This is a genomic window from Tissierellales bacterium (genome assembly GCA_025210965.1).
Taxonomy (GTDB): Bacteria; Bacillota; Clostridia; order Tissierellales; family JAOAQY01; genus JAOAQY01.
This window is the reverse complement of record JAOAQY010000093.1, coordinates 1-21459: the sequence shown is the minus strand read 5'-3', so window position 1 is coordinate 21459 and position 21459 is coordinate 1. Positions and strand designations below refer to the sequence as shown.

The 21459-nt window shown below is 31.6% G+C and carries 22 protein-coding genes; 4 read left to right on the top strand and 18 right to left on the bottom strand.

The features are described from left to right. Positions 1-91 precede the first annotated feature (91 nt). Together istA and istB are read left to right on the top strand one after the other, a co-directional pair. Entirely contained in the window at positions 92-1405 is a 1314-nt protein-coding gene (gene istA, locus N4A40_07080) for an IS21 family transposase (GenBank protein ID MCT4661611.1), read from the top strand. Then, on the top strand, positions 1356-2114 hold the full coding sequence (istB, locus tag N4A40_07075) for an IS21-like element helper ATPase IstB (GenBank protein MCT4661610.1): 759 nt from the start codon (positions 1356-1358) through the stop codon (positions 2112-2114). The genes istA and istB overlap by 50 nt, the downstream gene beginning before the upstream one ends. Before the next feature lie 321 nt (positions 2115-2435). On the opposite strand, the gene N4A40_07070 is transcribed toward istB, so the two are convergent. Further along, complete coding sequence (locus N4A40_07070) at positions 2436-3143, bottom strand: hypothetical protein (protein MCT4661609.1); 708 nt, start codon at positions 3141-3143, stop codon at positions 2436-2438. Between the two features lie 195 nt (positions 3144-3338). Between N4A40_07070 and N4A40_07065 the strand changes: the two genes are divergently transcribed. Continuing rightward, complete coding sequence (locus tag N4A40_07065) at positions 3339-3989, top strand: TIGR00153 family protein (protein MCT4661608.1); 651 nt, start codon at positions 3339-3341, stop codon at positions 3987-3989. A gap of 8 nt (positions 3990-3997) precedes the next feature. Then, on the top strand, positions 3998-5041 hold the full coding sequence (locus N4A40_07060) for an inorganic phosphate transporter (protein ID MCT4661607.1): 1044 nt from the start codon (positions 3998-4000) through the stop codon (positions 5039-5041). A gap of 235 nt (positions 5042-5276) precedes the next feature. Here the strand turns inward: N4A40_07060 and N4A40_07055 are convergent, their stop codons facing one another. From N4A40_07055 to N4A40_06975, 17 genes are all read right to left on the bottom strand, one after another. Continuing rightward, the gene (locus N4A40_07055; GenBank protein ID MCT4661606.1) at positions 5277-6812 is read right to left on the bottom strand and encodes a hypothetical protein; all 1536 of its coding nucleotides are present in this window, start codon (positions 6810-6812) and stop codon (positions 5277-5279) included. A 9-nt stretch (positions 6813-6821) separates the two neighbouring features. Further along, complete coding sequence (locus N4A40_07050; GenBank protein MCT4661605.1) at positions 6822-7619, bottom strand: class I SAM-dependent methyltransferase; 798 nt, start codon at positions 7617-7619, stop codon at positions 6822-6824. Between the two features lie 21 nt (positions 7620-7640). Further along, positions 7641-8057 carry a hypothetical protein gene (locus tag N4A40_07045; protein ID MCT4661604.1) on the bottom strand — a complete coding sequence of 139 codons (417 nt, stop codon included), beginning with the start codon at positions 8055-8057 and terminating at the stop codon, positions 7641-7643. 225 nt (positions 8058-8282) lie between these two features. Continuing rightward, positions 8283-8684, bottom strand: a complete 402-nt coding sequence (locus N4A40_07040; protein ID MCT4661603.1) for a pyridoxamine 5'-phosphate oxidase family protein — start codon at positions 8682-8684, stop codon at positions 8283-8285. A gap of 90 nt (positions 8685-8774) precedes the next feature. Then, positions 8775-9137, bottom strand: coding sequence for a MerR family transcriptional regulator (locus N4A40_07035; protein MCT4661602.1), 363 nt, complete (start codon positions 9135-9137; stop codon positions 8775-8777). 156 nt (positions 9138-9293) lie between these two features. After that, positions 9294-10016: an SDR family oxidoreductase gene (locus N4A40_07030; protein MCT4661601.1), complete on the bottom strand. Its 723-nt coding sequence runs from the start codon at positions 10014-10016 to the stop codon at positions 9294-9296. 353 nt (positions 10017-10369) lie between these two features. Next, a complete protein-coding gene (locus N4A40_07025) occupies positions 10370-11143 on the bottom strand; it encodes a nucleotide-binding protein (protein MCT4661600.1) in 774 nt (257 codons plus the stop codon). A 16-nt stretch (positions 11144-11159) separates the two neighbouring features. Continuing rightward, positions 11160-11945, bottom strand: a complete 786-nt coding sequence (locus N4A40_07020; protein MCT4661599.1) for a hypothetical protein — start codon at positions 11943-11945, stop codon at positions 11160-11162. A 256-nt stretch (positions 11946-12201) separates the two neighbouring features. Next, on the bottom strand, positions 12202-12381 hold the full coding sequence (locus N4A40_07015; protein ID MCT4661598.1) for a hypothetical protein: 180 nt from the start codon (positions 12379-12381) through the stop codon (positions 12202-12204). Positions 12382-12664: 283 nt separating this feature from the next. Then, complete coding sequence (locus N4A40_07010) at positions 12665-14704, bottom strand: hypothetical protein (GenBank protein MCT4661597.1); 2040 nt, start codon at positions 14702-14704, stop codon at positions 12665-12667. Further along, positions 14704-15189, bottom strand: coding sequence for a hypothetical protein (locus N4A40_07005; protein MCT4661596.1), 486 nt, complete (start codon positions 15187-15189; stop codon positions 14704-14706). Before N4A40_07005 ends, N4A40_07010 begins: the two co-directional genes overlap by 1 nt. A 1-nt stretch (position 15190) precedes the next feature. Continuing rightward, a complete protein-coding gene (locus tag N4A40_07000; protein ID MCT4661595.1) occupies positions 15191-16126 on the bottom strand; it encodes a hypothetical protein in 936 nt (311 codons plus the stop codon). A 4-nt stretch (positions 16127-16130) separates the two neighbouring features. Next, positions 16131-16331, bottom strand: a complete 201-nt coding sequence (locus N4A40_06995) for a hypothetical protein (GenBank protein ID MCT4661594.1) — start codon at positions 16329-16331, stop codon at positions 16131-16133. 123 nt (positions 16332-16454) lie between these two features. Beyond that, the gene (locus N4A40_06990) at positions 16455-16946 is read right to left on the bottom strand and encodes a hypothetical protein (protein ID MCT4661593.1); all 492 of its coding nucleotides are present in this window, start codon (positions 16944-16946) and stop codon (positions 16455-16457) included. Positions 16947-16961: 15 nt separating this feature from the next. Continuing rightward, the gene (locus tag N4A40_06985; GenBank protein MCT4661592.1) at positions 16962-18140 is read right to left on the bottom strand and encodes an RNA-directed DNA polymerase; all 1179 of its coding nucleotides are present in this window, start codon (positions 18138-18140) and stop codon (positions 16962-16964) included. 24 nt (positions 18141-18164) lie between these two features. Beyond that, a complete protein-coding gene (locus N4A40_06980) occupies positions 18165-18416 on the bottom strand; it encodes a hypothetical protein (protein MCT4661591.1) in 252 nt (83 codons plus the stop codon). Positions 18417-19553: 1137 nt separating this feature from the next. Continuing rightward, entirely contained in the window at positions 19554-20627 is a 1074-nt protein-coding gene (locus N4A40_06975; protein ID MCT4661590.1) for a Fic family protein, read from the bottom strand. Positions 20628-21459 lie beyond the last annotated feature (832 nt).

Here is a 21459-nt window from a genome sequence, read left to right as displayed (position 1 = left end):
TATAAATGCTAAGATAAAAATGACCTAAGTTGTCCGTATAAGAATGTACATAATCGTACATTAGTATTATACTTTTGCTGAGGTGAAAGATGTGCAGAATATAATAACTAAGTATGAAATAAAAAGATTAGAGGATATATCAAAAATTAGAATTTATGTGGAGGCAAATAAATTGGAGGCACCAAACTTTAGTGAATTAGGAAGACAACTAGGAGCTGATCGAAGAACTATCAAAAAATATTATGAAGGTTATGAAAAAACTACTCGGAGAAATAAGAAATCGAAAATTGATGATTACTATGACTTGATAGAAACTCTTTTAAGTGTAGAAAACAAACAAAAGTTTTATTATAAATCTCATTTGTATAGATACCTTGTAAGAGAGCATGGCTTAGAATGTAAACAAAATACATTTTCTAGGTACATCTTAAAACATGAAAAGTTCAAAGAATATTTCGAAGGTAAAGTAATAAATAAGTCAATAAAAAGCGAAAAACCATTTGGATATCAAGGACAGTTTGATTGGAAAGAGGATATTAAATTTACATTTAAGAATGGTGAAAAAATAAGTTTTGATGTCGCTTGCTTTGTATTATCAGCATCGAGATTTAAAGTATGGACTATTTATCCAAATAGAAGTAGATCCTGTGTAATGGATTTTTTAGCAAGAACATTTGAGTTAGTAGGAGGTGTTCCCAAAGAAATTTATGTAGATAATGCTAAATCAATTATGGATAATGCAAGAACTAAGAATGATTTAGGAAAAATAAATATTGAGTTACAAGCTATGTCCAATGATTATGGATTTAATATTAAACCATGCATGTCATATAGGCCACAAACTAAAGCAAAAGTAGAAAGTCCTATGAGGTTAGTAGATGAAATCATGAACTATAATGGTTTATTGAAAGATTATATGGATCTACACGAAAAAATTTCTATGCTAGTAAATGAAGCAAATCTTAGAGTTTGCCAGGCAACAAATCTTCCACCTATCTTTGTTTTAGAAAAAGAAAAAGAGCATCTATTATCCCTACCACCGGATAAAATATGCTCTAGATACAAGATAAAGACGAAGATGTTAAAAGTAAATAAAAATAGCTTAATCTCTCACCACCAAGCTAAATACTCAGTACCATCTTGCTTTATCAACAAATATTTATCTATTAAAGAAATAGATAATAGGTTGTATATATATGATAACAGAAATATCGTTTCAATTCATCCGATATCTAAATTTAATACAACAAATTACTTAGAATCTCATAGTATACAACTTCATTCTGAAACATTTAATAATAAGAAAAACATTCAATTACAAGCACTGGAGAATCTAAAGGAGTTGGAGAAATTTAATGAGCAGATATCTAAAGCTACAAGAGAATTTAGACAAATTGAAACTTAGTCAAATAAAAATCCATTTAGGTGACTATGTGGACAAAATTAATGACGGTAGTATAAGTGTAACTGACGCACTCTATGAACTTACTGAGAAAGAGATTGAAGTTAAAAATTTTAATGCAACAAATGCCATGATTAAAGTAGCTGGTTTTCCATACTTGAAGGAATTATCAGATTATGATTTTAACTTTCAGCCTAAGATTAATAAAAGTCAATTTTTAGACTTCACATCTCTGAGATTTTTAGAAAATAATAATAATATTTTACTCATTGGGAATAGTGGTGTTGGTAAGACACATTTGGCTACATCAATAGGTATAGCTGCAGCGAAAAAAAGAGTAAGCACATATTTTATAAAGTGTCATGATCTTATCAGTCAATTAAAAAAAGCTCACCTAGAAAATAAACTTGATCAAAGAATTAAACATTTTGCAAAATATAGATTGTTAATTATAGATGAAATAGGTTATTTACCCATTGGTGAGCAAGAAGCAAAAATGTTTTTCCAACTTATTGATAAACGATATGAAAAGAAAAGTACTATTATCACCAGTAACATCAACTTATCTGATTGGTCAGAAATTTTCGTTGATAACATGATTGCTAGTGCTATTCTTGATAGATTAGTTCATCATTCTAGTATTGTAAATATCATTGGAAATTCTTATCGAACATCACAGGCATTATCCAGGATTGATGAAAGTCAAAATTAGCAAACTTGTACATTCTTATACGGACATTATCGTGCATTTCTATATTGACATTAATAACCCCTACCAACTGCTTTTCTCAAAAAGGAGATGACCCACCTACAAAGTAGTTTAACCCAGAAGAAGTCACTTACCCCTCATGTCACAAATCCCTTCCCTTTCCCCCAAGTTTGCAAAAGCAAACTGCTTCCCCTAGCACATAACTTGTGCGATTCCCCTCTTCCCCAAATTCCCAGCCACCCAACAACCAACCACCTTTTGCGCCAAAATGCGCAAAAAAAACCACCCAGCTAAAAATCCAGGCGGCTTACTTCAATATAATATTTATTTACTCTCCAGAGTCAACACATCACCATTCTCCATATCCTTAAGAATATCATTGGCAATTATAGCTCTTCCCTTTACATTGCTAATATCATCAATCACAATACCGTCATTAACTGAATCATACTCTCCGTCTTGGCAAGTAAGGGCAACAAATTCTCCTTCTGCTCCTCCACCTGCTCTGTATACTATGATTTCTTTTGCTCCGTTTGTCATTGTGTCACTGATGATTATTGGTTCTTGTATAAGTGTGAATCTTTGGTTTACATGTAACTTATCTTCTACTGGATAAACTATAAGAGCTGAGTCTCCACCTGTACCGCTTGTGTACATGCCCATTACAACAACAAAGATTTCTTCTTTTCCGTCATTATTAAGGTCTACATAGTTGTAGTAGTATCTAGTATTTTCTAGCATATCTTCAGGAATTTCAAACTCTTCTATAATTAATTTCTCAAGAGCCTCGTTTTTTTCCTTTTCTGATGATACTATTTCTATCCCTTCAGGAAATTCAGTGTTCCAGAATACCCTATTATTCTTTTCATCCACTGTTTTTTCTTCCTCTGTTTTCTCTAGGTCATCTGCATTTTCAACGACTACTATTTGTTTCTCCTCATTTACTGGATTTTCTTTTTCTTTAGCATCCGCTCCGCATCCTGTAAATAATAATGCTGTACATATCCCTGCTACAATTATTGATTTTTTCATTACTTTATTCCTCCCAAGCTTTATTACAACATGGATAATTATACTCCTTTTGTCACAGAAAAGGTTTAAATAAATATCATCTTTAGTTAAAATTTTGAAACCTTTTTATTTTATAGATTAAATAGCATATTTAAATACATATAATGATTGAAATAAATAGCCCCCGGGGTATATATAGTCTATTAGGAGGTGCCTATGAACAGAATATTTAAGAAATCAATAGAACTAAATATGAAAATAGAAAAATTCCTTGATACTATTTCTGAAGGAATGATTTTATTTGAAAAGGAAATCAATGCCTACTTAAGTGGGGATATGGATACTTTTAAAGATACCATGAAAAGAGTTTGTGATTTAGAAAGTGAAGCTGACAATCTGGAAACAGAGATAAAAATAAATCTATATAAATTTATGCTTCTTCCAGACACTAGAGCCGATGTACTTTCTCTAATCAAGAGTCTTGATGATGTCATCGATGCCCTTGAAGAAATATCAAAGGACTTTGGAATCCAAAAACCAAGATTCCCAGAGGAACTACATAAAGATCTAAACGCACTTGTAAGCAGCTCACTTGAAGCTGCAGATTCACTCCTTCTTGCGGCCAGGGCATTTTTCAACGAGGTCCATCTTGTTTCTGCCCACACAAGCAAGGTCAAATTCTACGAGCATGAAACAGACATCATAGAAGACAAAATCGAAGACAAGATTTTCAATGGTGACAACTGCAAAGACTTGGCTGAAAAAATGCAGCTAAAAGAGTTTGTAAACAAAATTGCAGGGATAGCGGACGAAGCTGAAATAATCGGTGACAAACTGACTATTTTCACTATTAAGAGAGAGATTTAGGTGATTTTATGGATACCAGTATTATTTATATAGCCAGTGGTCTTTTCTTAGGATGGTCCCTTGGTGCCAATGATGCTGCAAATGTATTCGGAACCGCAGTAGGAGCCAAGGTAATAAAATTCAAAACAGCTGCAGTTATTATGTCTATCTTTGTAGTAATAGGAGCCGTAGCCAGTGGGTCTGGAGCAAGTCACACCCTTGGAAAACTAGGTGCAATCACCAGTCTTTCAGGAGCATTTATAGTGGCCCTAGCATCTGCACTAACAGTTTTCTGGATGACAAGATACGGACTACCAGTATCAACATCCCAGGCCATAGTTGGTTCCATTATAGGTTGGAACATATACTCATCAAACCCAACAAGTATGTCTACATTATCAAAGATTGTACTTACATGGGTTTTATGTCCCGTACTATCAGCACTTTTTTCTATTATATTTTATAAGATATTTAAAAACAGAACTGAACAACTAAAAACAAATATATTCATGAGACACTACTATATTAGAACAGGTCTACTAGTAGTAGGAGCCTTCGGTGCCTATTCACTAGGAGCAAACAATATAGCCAATGTTATGGGGGTATTCACAAACTCTATACAATTGCCATCAATAGACCTTGGACTATTTACAGTAAACAACATCCAGATACTCTTCTTCCTAGGTTCAGTAGCAATAGCAGTAGGAGTATTCACCTACTCTAAAAAAGTAATGATGACCGTAGGAAACAGTATCTACAAACTATCACCAGCAACAGCACTAATAGTAGTATTTTCAAGTTCCTTCGTACTATTTATATTCGCATCAGTATCACTTCAAAACCTATTCATAAGCCTTGGAATACCACCAATACCACTAGTTCCAGTATCATCATCCCAAGCAGTAGTAGGAGCAGTAATAGGAATAGGTCTAGGAAAAGGAGACAAAAACATCAACTTCAGCAAACTAAAAAAAATATCAGCCGGCTGGATATTCACCCCAACCATTTCACTGATACTTACTTATATTAGTTTGTTCTTTATGGAGAATGTGTTTATGAATAGTGTATATTAAGGGAAAGGCATTCGCCTTATTCCCTGAGTATAGAAAATCACTACACTCGCCTAAAATAGCCTAACATAGCCTAAGGTGGCCTAATATTCTTAAATAACAAAAGCTTTAGAAAGATATTCTTCTAAAGCTTTTGATTTTTTTCACAACCTTAGGCTATTGCAAAGCAAAAATTAGGCGTGATCAAAGTAGCTTTAGGCAACCTTAGGCAAAAAAACTTGGCAAAACCAAGCTTTTTTTATACCTCCATAGTAGAAATTCTACCATTAATATTATTTAATAAACTCTCGGGATACTTTACATATTTAAGTATCTTAATAGCATTTCTTGTATTTGATATTCCCTTATGAATTTTATAATCAAAACTCAAAGATTCATCAGTGACATTTTCTTTAAAGTAATAAAACTCATACATATCTAGATCCTTCAGAATAGGCAGATCATGGGTCGCAACAAACACCTTAACATTACTCATTGCAAGAAGGTTAAGTATTTCTACAGATGCTGCCAGTCTCTCTGTCGGATTCGTACCCTTAAATATCTCATCGATAAGTACAAGGGATGGGTAATCATCATCCTTATAAGAAATCATTCTCTTAATGGCCTCAGCCTCCATCAAGAAGAAACTTTTATTATTCATGATATTATCACTTAAGCTTATTGAAGTAATCAGCCTGCAAAATTCTCCTGAATAACTCTTTGAAAGTGAAGTGATAATACTCTGGGAAAACAATGCATTTATACCTAATGTCCTAAGAAAAGTTGACTTCCCACTCATATTAGAACCTGTTATTGCTACAGATTCTTTTGCCCCTATGGAATTAGATACAAAATCTTCAATCAGTGGATGATAAACCTCTTCAAGACTCATCTCATTTCTGCCAGATATAAATTCAGGCTCACTATAATACTTCAAATCTTTTCTATATCTTAAAATGCTTCTACATGCATCTATTTTTCCTATACCATCATAGACATTAAACAGCTCTTGTCTCCTTCTATCAATTTTCATGGAAACAATAAGAAAGTTGATTTCCTTAATGAGAAAAGTAATATTGATATAATCCGCAATCAAATCCATTCCTTCTTTTTTGAAAAGTGACACAACTTTATTCATAACACTTACAAAAGACTCATCAAAGGCCTCTACCGATAAAACAAGCTTGGGCATTATTTTCTTTAGAGTCTTTTTATTCTTACTACTGTAAGAAAGTATTTTCAAAGTATATATCAATATATCCATTTGAGCCCCATACTTAAGAGAAAACTTATAATGAATCAGAAGATTGACTAAAAACAAGGCGCCTAAAACAGGTAGCAAAGTCAATTCCTTTATTATAGCTGAATATACAATCAAAGCCACACTGGAAAGTGCCAAAAGAGCAAATACGCTTAACATAGCAAAACTTGATTTAAAGCCGTTTTTTACAACATCTTTAAAATCATAATCACAATATCCGATTCCTTCTAAACCCTGGCCTTCATACTCTTTAACATCATCCAGAAGTTTTTTTCTTTGCTCAATAGAAGCATCATTATCCAGAGGATTCCTCAACCAGTTATAAAGATACTCCTCACCCGGAGTAGTCAGGGTATAATTCATTTTTGTATATACTTTGTCCATATTTAAATCATCCCAGGTAATATCATCTACAGATGACTCAGTTGATTCAAAATACTTCATCGATTCCTTCAAAGCATCAAACTTAATTTCTTCATACTTTTTCTTTTCTCCTGGTTTATCTTTATATCTTATAAAATACTTCCTAAACATTTCATCATCCTAACTATTTTTATTACACCTGAAAACTCCAAAAACTAGAGCTCCTAACCTACTTTTACCTATATATTCTTCTAGATCAAGTCTAACAAAATCTTCACTTCCATACCTAAGCTTGACCACTACCCTTTTTCTAGCCACCCTCTTAGCCTCATCAAGACTTTCCATAGTAAGTGGACTATGGTCTGCAAAAGTGCTTAGGCTACTTATTGCGCTGGATTTTTCATTGGGATTTACAAACATGGGATCCATGTATACTACATCAAAACTATTGTCATCTAGATCTTTTAAATAGTTTTCATAGCGCTCATTTACTACCTCTATTCTTTCCATATATCCCTTAGTTTCTGCATCGACTTCACTATAGTTCTTTAAACCTTCCCTTGTCAGAAAAGATAAATATTTGTCTGCTTCAAGACCTACTATTTTTCCCTTATCTCCAAGGACCGATGATGCAACGATAGAGTCTCCCGCAATTCCCAAGGTACAGTCCAATAAACTGTCGCCTTCAGAAATACCCATAGCCCTTATCATAGGAATTATTTCGCCCCTTTTTAGAGCCCTTAGCTTTAGTTTTGCAGTGTTGGGATGCCAGTAGAAACCATCCTCTGACCCCCTTAGGGTCAATCTATCACTTTCAACAATCAGGACATAGTCCAAATCATATCTCCTTAGGAGCTTAGCTATACCCATCTTATTTCTGGGATAGTAGTCAGTATCAAGACTTCTAGATATATTCATGGCCTTTTCCATTATCTCATCAGTAACTCTAATAGTAGTAGTAATCCCAACTTTACTCACAATATCTATTCTCCTTAATAATTAGATTAATTCCTTATAAAAATATCTCAGCTGAGAGTCGTCAAACTCCGCACCATAAGTCCTACAATAACTTTCAAAACATTCCTTCAAAATCTGATTATTATAGTGGCTAGTATTATACTTCACTTCCCCATCTAAGCCCGTCACATAAAGATAAGTACGCTTATATTTTCCGTATCCACTAGTAACCATCTTCATACTTTTTACCGTTCCTGTCTGAAAATATTTTGTGCCCGTGACACCCATAAGCTTGATACCACTATCATCAACACTTATACAATAATTCCTCAGTGAAATCACTATGGATATTGCAATTACTATAAGCATACTATTATCAATCAAATGCCTGATACCCCTAGGATTACCCCCAGTAAAAACTATAGCAATTAAAAATATCAAAAGAATCCTATTAATCATCTTCCTTATCGGATAAAACTTCATATAACAAACTCTCCCTACTCTATTTGATTTTCTATCAAAACTATATCTTCTATCGCTTTTTCTCCTATTATTGTACACAAAATAGGAGGAAAGATAAATAAATAGGAGAAAACATTATTTCTTACTAGAAAAACCTTGCCTAGACAAACTTAAATTAAGCTTGCTAAGCAAGGTTTCCTATTAGTATATATTTTATTAACCCTAAAGCTCTATAGTCTCAATAACCTGACCCTGGAACTCATGGAAAGTCATCGATCCATTAGTAATGTAGAATACTTCAAAAATAGGATTGTCAGCAGACTTGTACATATCCTTTAAGAATGCCTCTCTATTTAAAGCATCTTCCTTAACAGCAAGATCGCTAACAAACTCAACATCACCAGAAATCCTTACCCATCTATTGTCTGAACCCCAAACAATAAAACTAGCAACAGGTGATTTCTCTAACTCTTTATAAACAGATTTCGTATTTGCAGTCGTAAAAAATACTTTCCCACCCTTATAAAACTGAAACATAAAAGGTCTCTGATTAGGCTTACCATCATTGATAGTAGCCAGTTGACCCATTCTATTTTCTCCAAGATATTCTAATAATTTACTCATAATTCTACCTCCTTGCACTAGTGCAAACTTTATTATGTTAACCTAATAAAGAAGATTATACTCCTCTTTACAAAAAAAGCAAGGCATAATTTAACATTTGTCTTCACCCTCGTAAAAGGCAATTTTCTTATCAATCTTTTTAATACTGTTCTTAAGTTCATCAAGTTGCCTAACCATCTCAAGTCTATGATTCTTAAGAATCACCTTTCTTTCCTCAATAGTCTCATCACCAATAATACTAAGACGTACAATCTCCTTTATCTGAGCAACAGGCATCTTAGTAGCCTTCAGACAAGTAACAATATCAAGCCAAGTAAGATTTTCATCAGAATAAACACGCCTACCACCACTATCCCTATCAATCGGAGGCAAAATCCCCTCCTTCTCATAATATCTAAGAGTATGGGAAGTAATCCCCGTAATTTTCACAACATCCTTAATCAAGTATGACATTAATACACCTCCATAATAAAATAGACTGTAATTTTAATTACAGTCTATAATATAAATTTTACTTAAACAACCTTAGGCTAAATTGCCAAGCAATGCCTTAGGCGCGATTAACATAGCATTAGGCCACCTTAGGCAGACTGAAAAACAGTCCCAATCTTAAGCATCCTGCATAGTATCAGTAATAACAATCTCCCTCAAAGAAACAGACTGTGGAAGCTCATAAGCAAACTTGATAGTAGTAGCAACATCCTTAGCAGTGATATTTACAGCACCAACATCCTCTTTCCACTGATTGTATCCATCAATGATACCCTGATCAGTAGTGTGACCAAGAAGCTCAGTAGTAACAGCACCAGGATTAATAGAAAGAACCCTTACATTGTGAGGAGACATTTCCATACGAGCAACCCTAGTAAGACCAGTCACACCAAACTTACTGGCACAGTATGCACCATGGTTAGCAAAAGGCTGAATACCAGCAATAGAAGAAAGATTGATAATAGTACCATGCTTTCTCTCCTTCATATCATTCATAACAATCTGCATACCATTCATAACACCCATAACATTAACATCAAGCATCTTCTTCCACTCAACAGGATCCTGAGACTCAATATTACCAAGAAGCATCACACCAGCATTATTAACAATAAGATCAGCCTTACCATAAACAGCCTCAGCTTCCCTAACAGCAGCCTCAAAAGCATCCTTATCAGTAACATCAACCCTACGACACATAGTATCATCAAGACCAAGAGCCTCCATCTTCTCAACCCTTCTAGCTAAAAGAAGAAGGGGATAACCATCCTTAGAAAACTCCTTAGCCAACTCCATACCAAATCCCGAACTAGCACCAGTAATAACAACTAACTTTTTCATATTCATAACCTCCGATTTAAATTTAATATATCTTATGTACCCATAGTAACAGTTAGAGTTAACTCTAAGTCAAAGGTTTTTTTGAAAAAAGTTTCCTAGAAAACTTATTTGACCCTTGAAAAAGAGCTTCAAGGGTCGTCTAGTATTTGCCTCAAAGAGGCTGAATGTCTAGTTTTCTGTTTCAGAAAGTCTAAAGATAAAAAGTCGATTTTCTTTTTTATCGTCTAAAGTTATTCCCTAGGAATATCGTCCAAGGGTATAATTCTTGGGGAATTATTTTGGTTTAAATTAATATAAATACCGTCTCCACATGTGTGGAGTGTAGGTTGTAGTTACTTGCGGCGATATCCTATTTAAAACGCCTTATTAGCATCACAATTATATCCTACAGCTTTTAACTCCTTTAGCAAGTCAAGCTTCCAACCCCCACCATCATACTTGGTATATACAACACCACTATAATCCGATGGTATCTCAATCTTATCTCCTTTTACGAGAGGAAATACTCTTTCTCTTCCTAGTGCACCAATAAAGAATCCCATTTCAAAAATTACATTTTGTCTAGCTCTAAAATATGAAATTTCCTCCCCTTCATCATTAACCTTTACTATCTTATCATCAGATGTCAATAATGCAACTGCAAATCCCACATCGGAATAGCTTTCAAATTTTTCAATTATTGTACGCCCTTTATTTGCCTGCTCATGTAAAATAACCGCTTCTAAGCCGATTTTCTCAATAAATCTTGCAATTTCTTGCTTTAAAGCATCGTCATGTCCATGTATTATAAATACTTTGTTATACATAATTTCACCTTCTTTTACATCAGAGCTGTTAGTTTGCTCAGACAAATTGGATAGCTCTATATCTTCTATCATTATATTGATAAGGTTAATAAGCTTTCCCTTCCCCTCTTTCCATGCTTCTCTTTGACTTTGCTCATTGTCAAAGTCCCAACTATAAAATTCAATCATCTCTACATCTTTTATATAACCACTATCGCTTCCAAAACACTTTTGAATATATAAAGTTGTTTTTCTTTCAACTCTATCCTTCTCAGTATCATTACGATACGCCAAATTAGAAATTTCTTCAATTAAGTCCTTAAATAGCTTAATATATTCCATAGTTTTCTCCTTATGTTTATTTATATACTGCAAGTATCACTAGCTTAATACCCTTTCCATTAATCGTGATTTTCTCTGGAATTCCACCACTTTTACCATCAGCCATTCCTCTTCTCATTGCTCTATTCATATTCAATAAATCTTTGTAAATATCATAAAGCAAAATCTCTTTATCTATATTGTCCACCTTTTCGACTTTTGCAAGTACTGTCACTTCTTCACCAACATTTTCCTCAAATTCAGAGTAACTAACATTGCACAGCTTATTCCCCTTTATAGATGAATAGAATTTATAATCCTCAACTTCAAAAAATAAAGGTACATTTCGGTCTTCACTAATAAGTCCATTCAAAAATTCTTTTGGAACATCATCAGCATCATCTATACTATCCCAGATTACATTATTGCCATATGGATTTTGGAGAACAGTTTTAATAAAGTCAGCTTGTCCAAATTCTTCTGGTATTAACAGTTCTGATTCAAACTTCACTATTGATTGCTTCTTAATACTCTTAATTTCAACTTCTTCGTCCACATTATCTGTCAAATCAACAAAATATCCTTGAGACTTTAAATTTTCTAGTTTCTTTTCAAAATCCTCAAAGTATGTTTCATTTGTTTCAACATCTCTGTATTCCTTTAAAACCTCTTGTGTACCAGAGGTTGTTCCTTCTGTATAAGAATTCTCAGTACTATTCGTAGTTCGTTCCATCATTTTACTTGAATTAGGCTTTCTCATACCTAGTTTTGTAGCATATGTAGAAATTCTATCCATATCAAGGTATATGTAATCGTAAAACATTTTCTTAACCCCCTTACAAATTGTTATAACATTCTACATACATTATACAACATATCCATCAAATGTATAATATCACCTTAAAAATAAAATCCATCCCTATTATAAAATCTGACTTATCATTTAAACTGATTCAACCATTCTACTATCCCTATAGTTAAACCTAGCTGATAGTATACTAATGCCTACTAGTACATCCACACCTTTTGGAGACTTTCCCGCCGCAAGCAGCAGTATATGGATTTAGGAAACACAGCGTTTATCTTGATATATAACCTACAGCTTCAGATACAGTACTTCCAAGGTTAAGTTGTTCCGCCTGTTGGGAAACGACCGTTTCAATATATATGACTAAGCCAATGTACTGGACTTTCTCATCTAGTTTAGAGTTATCCGTCATACATACCAATTTCGGTTCACTTTCGTTCCGTTCCTTCAACCGTCATCAGCTTCCTTCAGACCTATCTGTCACCAGATACGCCCTTACTTTCAACTTTTCTTCCCTATTGGTGGGTATAATTCTTGGGGAATTATTTTGGTTTGAATATATAGATAATTTTCAAAAACAAAAAAGAGATAGTCAAAATATTGATATTCATTCAAACTATCTCGGTTATTTTAAGTATTAAATTATAAATATCTGAAATTTATAGAGACTCACAACGAGCAAGTTTATCTAAAATCACAAATACTTAATAGCTCACCATATGTTTTCTATTAGCTTATTTAATTAAGTATTCATCAGAATGAATATGTTTATATGAGTTTTTCTCTAACTCATCTAACAAACTATCGTTGTGTTCTCTTTTATAAAATACAAATATTTGCTCATCACAGCTCAAATCTTTCAACTCATTTAAAAGTACTTTCGCACTACTGATATCAGCATTTTGTTGTGCTGGTTCATCAAGAACAAAGAATCCCAAATTATTACCCGAAATATTAGCAACCCTGTGTAACGCTACCAAATATGCCCACATAATTCTTATTGTATCACTTGCCGATGAATCAGAATGTAAATCAAACGACTTCCCACCAGTATATTCAAATCCATTAACAATTGGCATATAACTGTTGAAATCTATATCTATATTATCTACTGAAATTGATTCAAACTTAAACATAGTCAATAGTTTTATAAATTCTTTACGCAATTTACCTAAGGTTTCTCTATCTTTATTGCAGATAAAGTCTTTTGGTAACTTATCTAAATTTAATTTATTCTTTGACCAATTCTTACCAATACAAATCAATTGGTTCCACATTTCATCTACATCTTTCAACAGATCTTTTATTTGCTCTTTTTCTATTTCTAATCTCACAATTTTATTAATATGACTTTTAGAAATAGCCTTGTTATTTGAAATTAGATCTGATTTCACTAAGCGTATTCTCGAAGATATAACTTCCGTTCGTTCTTGTAATTGGCTTTCCAGTGCTAAATAAGATTTCACTTTTTCATTTTGGGCCTTATAAGAAAATTCTAACATCTTCTTTTCATTCTCTAAGTGTTTAATGGATTCATCAATAGTCATGACTTTAATATTGCTGTCTTGTTCAAATAGTGTATCATCTATATTTTGACCACAAGTTGGGCAACTCGATTTAACTAAGCCACTCTTTTCAAGAGACCCCATTTTTAATATCTTTCTTAAATCACGATTTTCGGATAAATCAATTTTTATTATATCCAATCTATTAATTATCGCTGTAAGTTGATCCTCTTCAAAAGCTAGATTTATTCTTGAGTTATCAAGTTCATCAGAAAATTTATTTAAAAGATTTCCTAACTCATTTAATTCTCTGTTCATTGCATTACTTTGATTTTCAATTATTGGCTCGGATAAATTATTTAGTCCAGAAATATCTACATCTATTTTTCTTAATAACTCTTCTACACCAATATTTTCATCATCGCCGCTATAGCTTATAATAGGTTTCTCATTATCCTGTATTAAATAAGGTTTTTCTTTTAATCCACTAATTATGAAACCTTTAATCCTCTTAACTCTTGATATAATAGATCTAATGGTTTGTTCCCACTCTCTTTCATTTTCTTTAACTTTTTCTTCTGCAAAGTAGTATTGTTTTTCAGTTTCCAATACTGATAGATTTAATACATATTCCAATACTCTTTTTTTTGAATCTTTAATTCTATAAATAGTTGGCATCGTAGCAAGAATATTCATCCAACCTTTTTTCTGTTCAACGTAAAAACACGATGCTATTGTCTGTATGTATAGTGGTACTTCTCTACCATCATATGTTGCTACATTTGGAATGTTATACTCAGCAAAATCATTTAAATAGTGGTGAAACCCTCGAACATTTTTAGCTGCACCTCCATCATGTACAAAATAATCATTAAACTTGCAATTTCCTTTAAGTACTTCATCTAATGTATTTTCGTATACAGAAACTAATTTCACATTTCGACTATTATTATTGGGACTTCTTAATATAGTTATCACTTTATTGTTGCCATTTTCAATTTCTAAATATATGTCTGATTGTAATACCACTTTATCAACATCATTTACTTTAATAATTGACCTTAGAACAGGCTTGATAGCTCTTTCATTTTTATTACCAAGAATTTCTTCTAAACCCAAGTTAAACAAAATTGCTTCACCTATTGTACTTTTACCCTTCGTATTTATATATGAAGTTACAATATTTAGACCTTTGTTAAACTGATCTCTAAACTCTAATTTTTCATCTTCAGTATTTATCCTTATATAAATCTCATTAATCTTAATCATTAAATACTCCTATTATCTATTATTTGCAGAAGTTTATTATCGGAAAGTTTCTTTTGTATTTTTCCTATTTGTGATTTTTCATAAATTAATAAATTTTCATCATTCATGATTTCTTTAAAAAAATCATTCCCTAAACTAGTTAAAACTATTTTCCCAGTAGAACTATATCCCGTTAACCCTTCCGCATTACTATAGCTAACAGCCCTACTTAATAGAGGATTATACGACCAATTTCTAATAAAACCAGAACCATTATTTTCTAATAACCATATAATTCTTTCAAAATGCTCTTCGTTATCTAGTGCATCAGAGAGTATTTGAAGTTTCAAAATTGAACTTCCCGTTTTCTGAGAAGCACCACCAAGTATTAGAATCAATCTTGAAATATTATATATAATTCGATATTTATGACTTATATGAATAGGTCTTGAAGTAAAGTTCAATTTCTTTATATATTGTGTAATATCATATTTATTTTCAACCATTTTAATCTCCAAAATCTAACGGACAATACATTAACCATTCAGCAATAATTCTTTTACTTAATTGCTCTAAACTTGTTATTTCAAAATAATCTCCAAGACCTTCATTTAAAGCTTTTTCAAGATCTTCATTAGCTTTTTTGAACAGTTTATCTTTAGACAAAGTAGTCATCAAACTTTCCATAGCAATATTTTCACCTTGGCTATTCTTAATCCTATTCAGTTTATCAAACTGTGAGGAATAGCTAAATTCCAAAATATTCATCACTTTAATACCTCGTTGATAAAACATTATATAATTATCCATTATTTTTTTTACCCTTTTTTGTTGTTCTTCTTCTGACAAATCTTTAGTATCTAAAAGTGAGTTCAGTTTTCTTTTTAAGTTCTTTATATGTTCAGATTCACATTTATCCCAATCAGCTCGATCGGGATTTGAAATCGAAATATCAATTTTGTTTTTCATTAGGAATATTTGTCTCTCTAACTCTACTGCAAAATCTCGATAATCTTTTATCAACACTGTGAAATTTTTATCTAAATGCGACAAATTTTTAGCCCTAAATTCTTCTTCTTTCTTCCTACAATATTTAATCAAACTCTTATCTTTATACTCTGGTGTTATAAAATGCCATTCAGAAATTTTCTGTTTACCTAAAACTTCTTCAAGTCCCACTTTATATTTTTCTAACTTCTTTAAGTCCTTATTAATCTTAGTTTGTTGATTTTGAGTTAATTCTTTAGTTTCACACTGGCTATCTGGACAGTAACATTGAAAAACTTTACCTGTTTTAACAGTTAAGCCTTCAATTCCATGATCACCATGAACAACATTAGGCATCATTTGATAGTATTCTTCTTCATACTTATCTTTTAAGCATCTTTGTATTAATTCTTCCCATGAACGACCATCGAATTCCCCTATATCAATTTTATACATTTACTTATCTCCCTAAATTCATTATTAAATACTCATTTAATCTAAATGAAATCTTATTTATTGGATAATTATTTATAGATGATTTAGTAACATATTCAGTCTTATCAAAGTATAAATACTTAACTTCGATAGTTTCCGTTAGTTCATCCAAAAACAATATATTAATCTCATACTCATTAATGAATAATCTTTCTGAAGTGTTCATTGCAATTATTATATCTTTTATTGTCATTTAAACACTCACCTCTAATCCTCAAGACGCAATATACATTATTTACACCTTATCTAATTAATCACAACACATTCCTTAAATGCATTCACAGATAAATTAAAAATAGCCTACATTCCCCAATGTTAGATTTTCATCAAAACTTAAATCTTCAACTAACTCTTTAATAGTCTCAATTTTTTCAGAATTTACACCTTTCTCTTGAATTACTTTAAGTTTAGCTTTTATCTCGTTAATCGCTTTAGCTACTTTTATATTGAATTCATCTTCTAAGCTTTCAAAAGGTTCAATTTCTATCTGTAAAGAAGAATCATAAAATCTAACGCTATATGTTTCTAACGCTTTAAAAAAATTGGACTTATTGATATATTTTTCAGATGTAGATACTTCACCATTGACATATGCCTCATATGAGTACATCCAATGCTCACTAAAAAGACTTTCAAAATTTTCATGTTTATCCCACAAAGACATATCAATGTTACTACTTATCAAACTACTTTTCTTTAAATCTATTAAAACCAATGCTACTAAAGGATCATCTAACTCCACTAACTGTTTAATATACTCCTTATTAATTTTTATCTTCAAACTTTTTGCTAACCATTAAGACCATAATAATTCATATGTATTATTATGAATAATATTATTATCAAATATCGTATACAGAGTATTCTTAATAATATTTTTACGTATATCGTATCCTTCATTTTGGTATTTTAAGAATATCTCTAATACAACTTCTATTACACTTGGTTCCGACAAAACTGACTGTAACAAAAGACTCTCATATATTTTCCAATTCTCTTTTTGGAATTTTTTATTTTTTATCCTCGTAATCGCATATTTTATTACAAAATCATTTTCATATTCTTTTGAATATGAAAAAACTTTACTAAAATAATTAACTATATCTACCCTTTGTTTATACTGATTACTACTAAATTTATATAACCTTAAATCAGATACCCAATCAGGTTCAAACTCAATCGGTAGTTCGACTACTTTAGTTTTATCAGGATTTAACTCTAATTCGTATTCTGATAACGCCTTTGTCAACTGTGAAATGATTGCTTCTGTTTCACTCAAAGTCTTACAAAAAAAGTAATAATCATCAACATATCTGAAACTTTTAATACTCTTGCTCAATCTGCTTTTAATGTCATCATCAATTCTTGATGCGATTAACTCTGATATTAAGAATGATGTATCTGGACCATTAGGTATTCCTAAAGTTTGACCATCTTGTGATTTTCTTATAAATTTATCTAGAGTATTTCCAAATAGATTATCAGAATTATCTTTTTTCGAATCACTTTTACCATGTATCGCCCAAGGTATACTATGCGTGTATATGGTACCATGAAATCTTGATACATCCGCATAAACCATATACTTATAAGAAACCGAATTCAATATCTTTCTTATCGCTATTTCTGAATATGCACTTTTTTTATCTAGAAATCTTTTTCTTAAACCTCTATTGATTATAGGTTTACTTAATGAGTCTTTTGAACTTTCTAATATACTATGTATTTCACTCCATTTTTTTTCAATTACATTGCATAATTCATATTGAAAATATGGATTCGGAATAGCTAACCTTCTTCTTGAAGTTCTTAATCTTGGTACTGTTAAATTAATACTTTTAGCGTTTCCCTTATACTTATATGAGTTGCATTTTGATAATATATCATCGTAATGTACTTCTAATCCTTTTGTCGTAAAAGGAGGAATCAACTCCTTAGGTAAAAAACCTCTCCCCAACAAATACTTTGATTTCATATTCTATCACCTCCATATTTATTATTATATAAGCACCATTCTCAATGTTCTTATAAGCAAACTTTCTCTATACTGTTCCGCCAAAGCAAGTTCATTAAATGCTATAGCCTTATCATGATTTTCTTTTATAATATACTTATCTTCAAATAGTTCATGTAATTTACTTACCAGTATTGGTGCTTCATCTAAAAAAATCATTTCGTGTACATCAGAGTTAAAGCACACCGATGCAACTCCTAGTTTTTTTCCTGTCATTTGCTTAGTTCTTATTATCACTACTAATAAAATAATTTATCTTCATTCTAACTTTTAATTCTCTTTAAACCGAACAAATCTTTAAACATAATTCACACTCAACTCAGATAATTCATACCCTAACAAAACTTGCACATTCCAATTAAACCTATTTTTCCCTTATACATATAATTATATATATCTTTAATCCCAATATCAATTTGAAAATCCGGAAATTTCTTCTAATTGATATACAAATCATCACATATGAATACAAAAACTAGGAATACATTTTATTTTCATGATTTCTTTACACAACGCTTACGAACAGTTCACAATCTGTTCATGGTTATCCCTTAATATATATTTATAGCAAATAGCAAATAACAAACAAATTAAAACGATAAAAAAAAGCCAACAATAACTAAATTGAGATTCCCAAAATCTCACTCAGAACCAAAAACTAAAAATCATTTGTCCCCCTTTAATAAATGATTGTAAATAAAAAACTGCCTACCCCGGCAGTTTTTTTCGTTTCGTTAGTTAGTAAACTTATAATTGAAAAAGAATCTATTCAATTTAAATTTACGGTTTAGCTTCAGCTAAAAACTTCCTTTGCTTTCAGATCTCAAAGGCGAAATCACTCCATATGAAGGTCATATCTATTATGACGTGGGCGACTTTAGCTAGGGTCATTTTTTATGTACTTTTGGGGTCAGGTCCCTCATTCTTGCATTTAAGCTAATAAATTTTTAATTGTGTAAATGTACTTATTCAATTTGAATTTATGGTTTAGCTTCAGCTAAAAGCATATATATTTATCAAATCTATAATTGAAAATGAATCAAATACATTTTTTCTACACAAAATCGACTTTTTTCATAGGAATAATGTGTTGAAAATATACTTTTTTTCATAGGAATAAAGTCTTGTAATAATACTTTTTTCATACGAATAAAAAATTTCCTTTGGGGCTTGGACAGGAAAAATTGACTTTTGGGAGACAGACCTCTTAGTATTATTCCCACTTTAATTACATTATCCCGTTATTGTAACTAAAAAAACTGCCTTAGGGTTAGGCAGTTTTTTCGTTAGCATTTATTAATTTTTATAGGTCATGTGAGACCTGACAAATCTATATTTCCTTATATTAATCACTTTAGCTAAATATATGATTACTTAATTCTTAACAATATCGATCAATCTTCTATTGATATAAATTTTTTCTCGTCCCCTAGTTTCCATTTCTAAAAAACCTAACTCCGTCAATTTTACCAAGTAATTAGATGCTGTCTTTCTAGTTACACCTAGGTATTTTTCTACATTACTGATTCTCGTATAGAATTCACTGAATATTACATCTACTAACTCTTTTGAGTAAATTTTAGGAAGTTTTTGACTTATCTCACTAGTTGTTCTTTCTACTAACTCATTGATCTCCCTAAGCTGTTTTAATGAAAATGATGCCATCTCAGAAACACCTTTCAAAACATATATTATCCAGTCTATCCAAGCTCCTTTTGCTCCTACATCTTGTAAATGTCTATAATATTCCTGTCTATGTTCCATAATATACTTGCTCAAATATAAAATAGGTGTATCTAATAAATCATTCATGACTAGGTACAAAATATTTATAATTCTACCAGTTCTTCCATTACCATCGTAAAAGGGATGTATGCTCTCAAACTGATAATGAATGACTGCCAATTTTATCAAAGGGTCTATATCACTTTCTGTATCATTCATGTAATTTTCTAAATTAGTAAGCAGATGATATATTTCATCTTGTGTTTCAGGAGGACGGTATACAATTTCACCAGTTTGTTCATTCATCAAAACAGTTCCAGACTGTTTTCTAATACCAGCTTTATTCTCTTCAATAATTTCTTGAATTTCAATTATCATATTTGTAGAAAGAAATCCATACTCTTTTATCAATTCAAATCCACGCCATATTGCTTCTTTATAATTAAGCACTTCTTTTGCTGCACCTACTAATCGTCTCTCATTAGATAGGGCATCAAATAATTCATCATGAGTTGTAATAATATTTTCTATTGCAGAACTATCTTTTGATTCATTCAGTGTCAGTGCATTAATTAATATATTCTTATTTGGAACAACATCTGCATAACCTTTTAATTCAGCAAGATTTCGATGTGCTTTTGCAAGAGCTTTCAAAACATCCACTGTTTCAAGATTAACAAGTCCATCTTTGTTTTTGGGTGGTAGTGGTAATAAATTACTCATATCATCATCCTTTCGAGTAAATTTTCATATTTTTTACTCACATTTACATTATATGAGTAATCATTACCTAGGTCAAGAAAACATAAGTAAAAAAAACGTTTTTTTACCCACGATATTCAAATCATTTTCTCAACTCTAGAAAAATCCTTTGGGGCTTGGACAGTAAAATTTGACTTTTTGGGGACACCCCTTTAATTTTTATTTCCAGCAAATTTTAACCAACCACTCTTCCAAACCATTGCAAATACTTACGTTTGTAAAAACAATCGTTTTTTTCATCGAGCTTATTTGGTAATTACGACCTGTTTTCTCCACATGTTTTGTCAATTTTTCGGGGCCTGACCCCAAAAGCTATTGAAAGTCTTTTGACCTTCCGAACTACAACCTACGACCAACGAACTACGGAACTTCTCATTTGTCCCCCTTTAATAAATGATTGTAATTTAAAAAACTGCCTACCCCGGCAGTTTTTTTCGTTGTTAGTTAATAAATTTATAATTGAAAAAGCATCTATTCAATTTAAATTTACGGTTTAGCTTCAGCTAAAAACTTCCTTTGCTTTCATATTGAGATCTCAAAGGCAAAGTCACACCATATAAATGTCATATCTATTCTGACAGAGGCGACTTTAACTAAGTCACCTTTACCAAAAGTTCCTTTGGGGCTTGGACAGGAAAAATTGACTTTTTGGGTATTAATGTCAATATAGAAATGCACGATAATGTCCGTATAAGAATGTACAAGTTTGCTAATTTTGACTTTCATCAATCCTGGATAATGCCTGTGATGTTCGATAAGAATTTCCAATGATATTTACAATACTAGAATGATG

Bases quoted from the DNA above. Each gene is read 5' to 3' on its own strand.
- istB (MCT4661610.1), top strand. From the start codon at position 1,356: ATGAGCAGATATCTAAAGCTACAAGAGAATTTAGACAAATTGAAACTT.
- N4A40_07070 (MCT4661609.1), bottom strand. From the start codon at position 3,143: ATGAAAAAATCAATAATTGTAGCAGGGATATGTACAGCATTATTATTT.
- N4A40_07065 (MCT4661608.1), top strand. From the start codon at position 3,339: ATGAACAGAATATTTAAGAAATCAATAGAACTAAATATGAAAATAGAA.
- N4A40_07060 (MCT4661607.1), top strand. From the start codon at position 3,998: ATGGATACCAGTATTATTTATATAGCCAGTGGTCTTTTCTTAGGATGG.
- N4A40_07055 (MCT4661606.1), bottom strand. From the start codon at position 6,812: ATGTTTAGGAAGTATTTTATAAGATATAAAGATAAACCAGGAGAAAAG.
- N4A40_07045 (MCT4661604.1), bottom strand. From the start codon at position 8,057: ATGATTAATAGGATTCTTTTGATATTTTTAATTGCTATAGTTTTTACT.
- N4A40_07040 (MCT4661603.1), bottom strand. From the start codon at position 8,684: ATGAGTAAATTATTAGAATATCTTGGAGAAAATAGAATGGGTCAACTG.
- N4A40_07035 (MCT4661602.1), bottom strand. From the start codon at position 9,137: ATGTCATACTTGATTAAGGATGTTGTGAAAATTACGGGGATTACTTCC.
- N4A40_07030 (MCT4661601.1), bottom strand. From the start codon at position 10,016: ATGAAAAAGTTAGTTGTTATTACTGGTGCTAGTTCGGGATTTGGTATG.
- N4A40_07025 (MCT4661600.1), bottom strand. From the start codon at position 11,143: ATGGAATATATTAAGCTATTTAAGGACTTAATTGAAGAAATTTCTAAT.
- N4A40_07020 (MCT4661599.1), bottom strand. From the start codon at position 11,945: ATGTTTTACGATTACATATACCTTGATATGGATAGAATTTCTACATAT.
- N4A40_07010 (MCT4661597.1), bottom strand. From the start codon at position 14,704: ATGATTAAGATTAATGAGATTTATATAAGGATAAATACTGAAGATGAA.
- N4A40_07005 (MCT4661596.1), bottom strand. From the start codon at position 15,189: ATGGTTGAAAATAAATATGATATTACACAATATATAAAGAAATTGAAC.
- N4A40_07000 (MCT4661595.1), bottom strand. From the start codon at position 16,126: ATGTATAAAATTGATATAGGGGAATTCGATGGTCGTTCATGGGAAGAA.
- N4A40_06995 (MCT4661594.1), bottom strand. From the start codon at position 16,331: ATGAACACTTCAGAAAGATTATTCATTAATGAGTATGAGATTAATATA.
- N4A40_06985 (MCT4661592.1), bottom strand. From the start codon at position 18,140: ATGAAATCAAAGTATTTGTTGGGGAGAGGTTTTTTACCTAAGGAGTTG.
- N4A40_06975 (MCT4661590.1), bottom strand. From the start codon at position 20,627: ATGAGTAATTTATTACCACTACCACCCAAAAACAAAGATGGACTTGTT.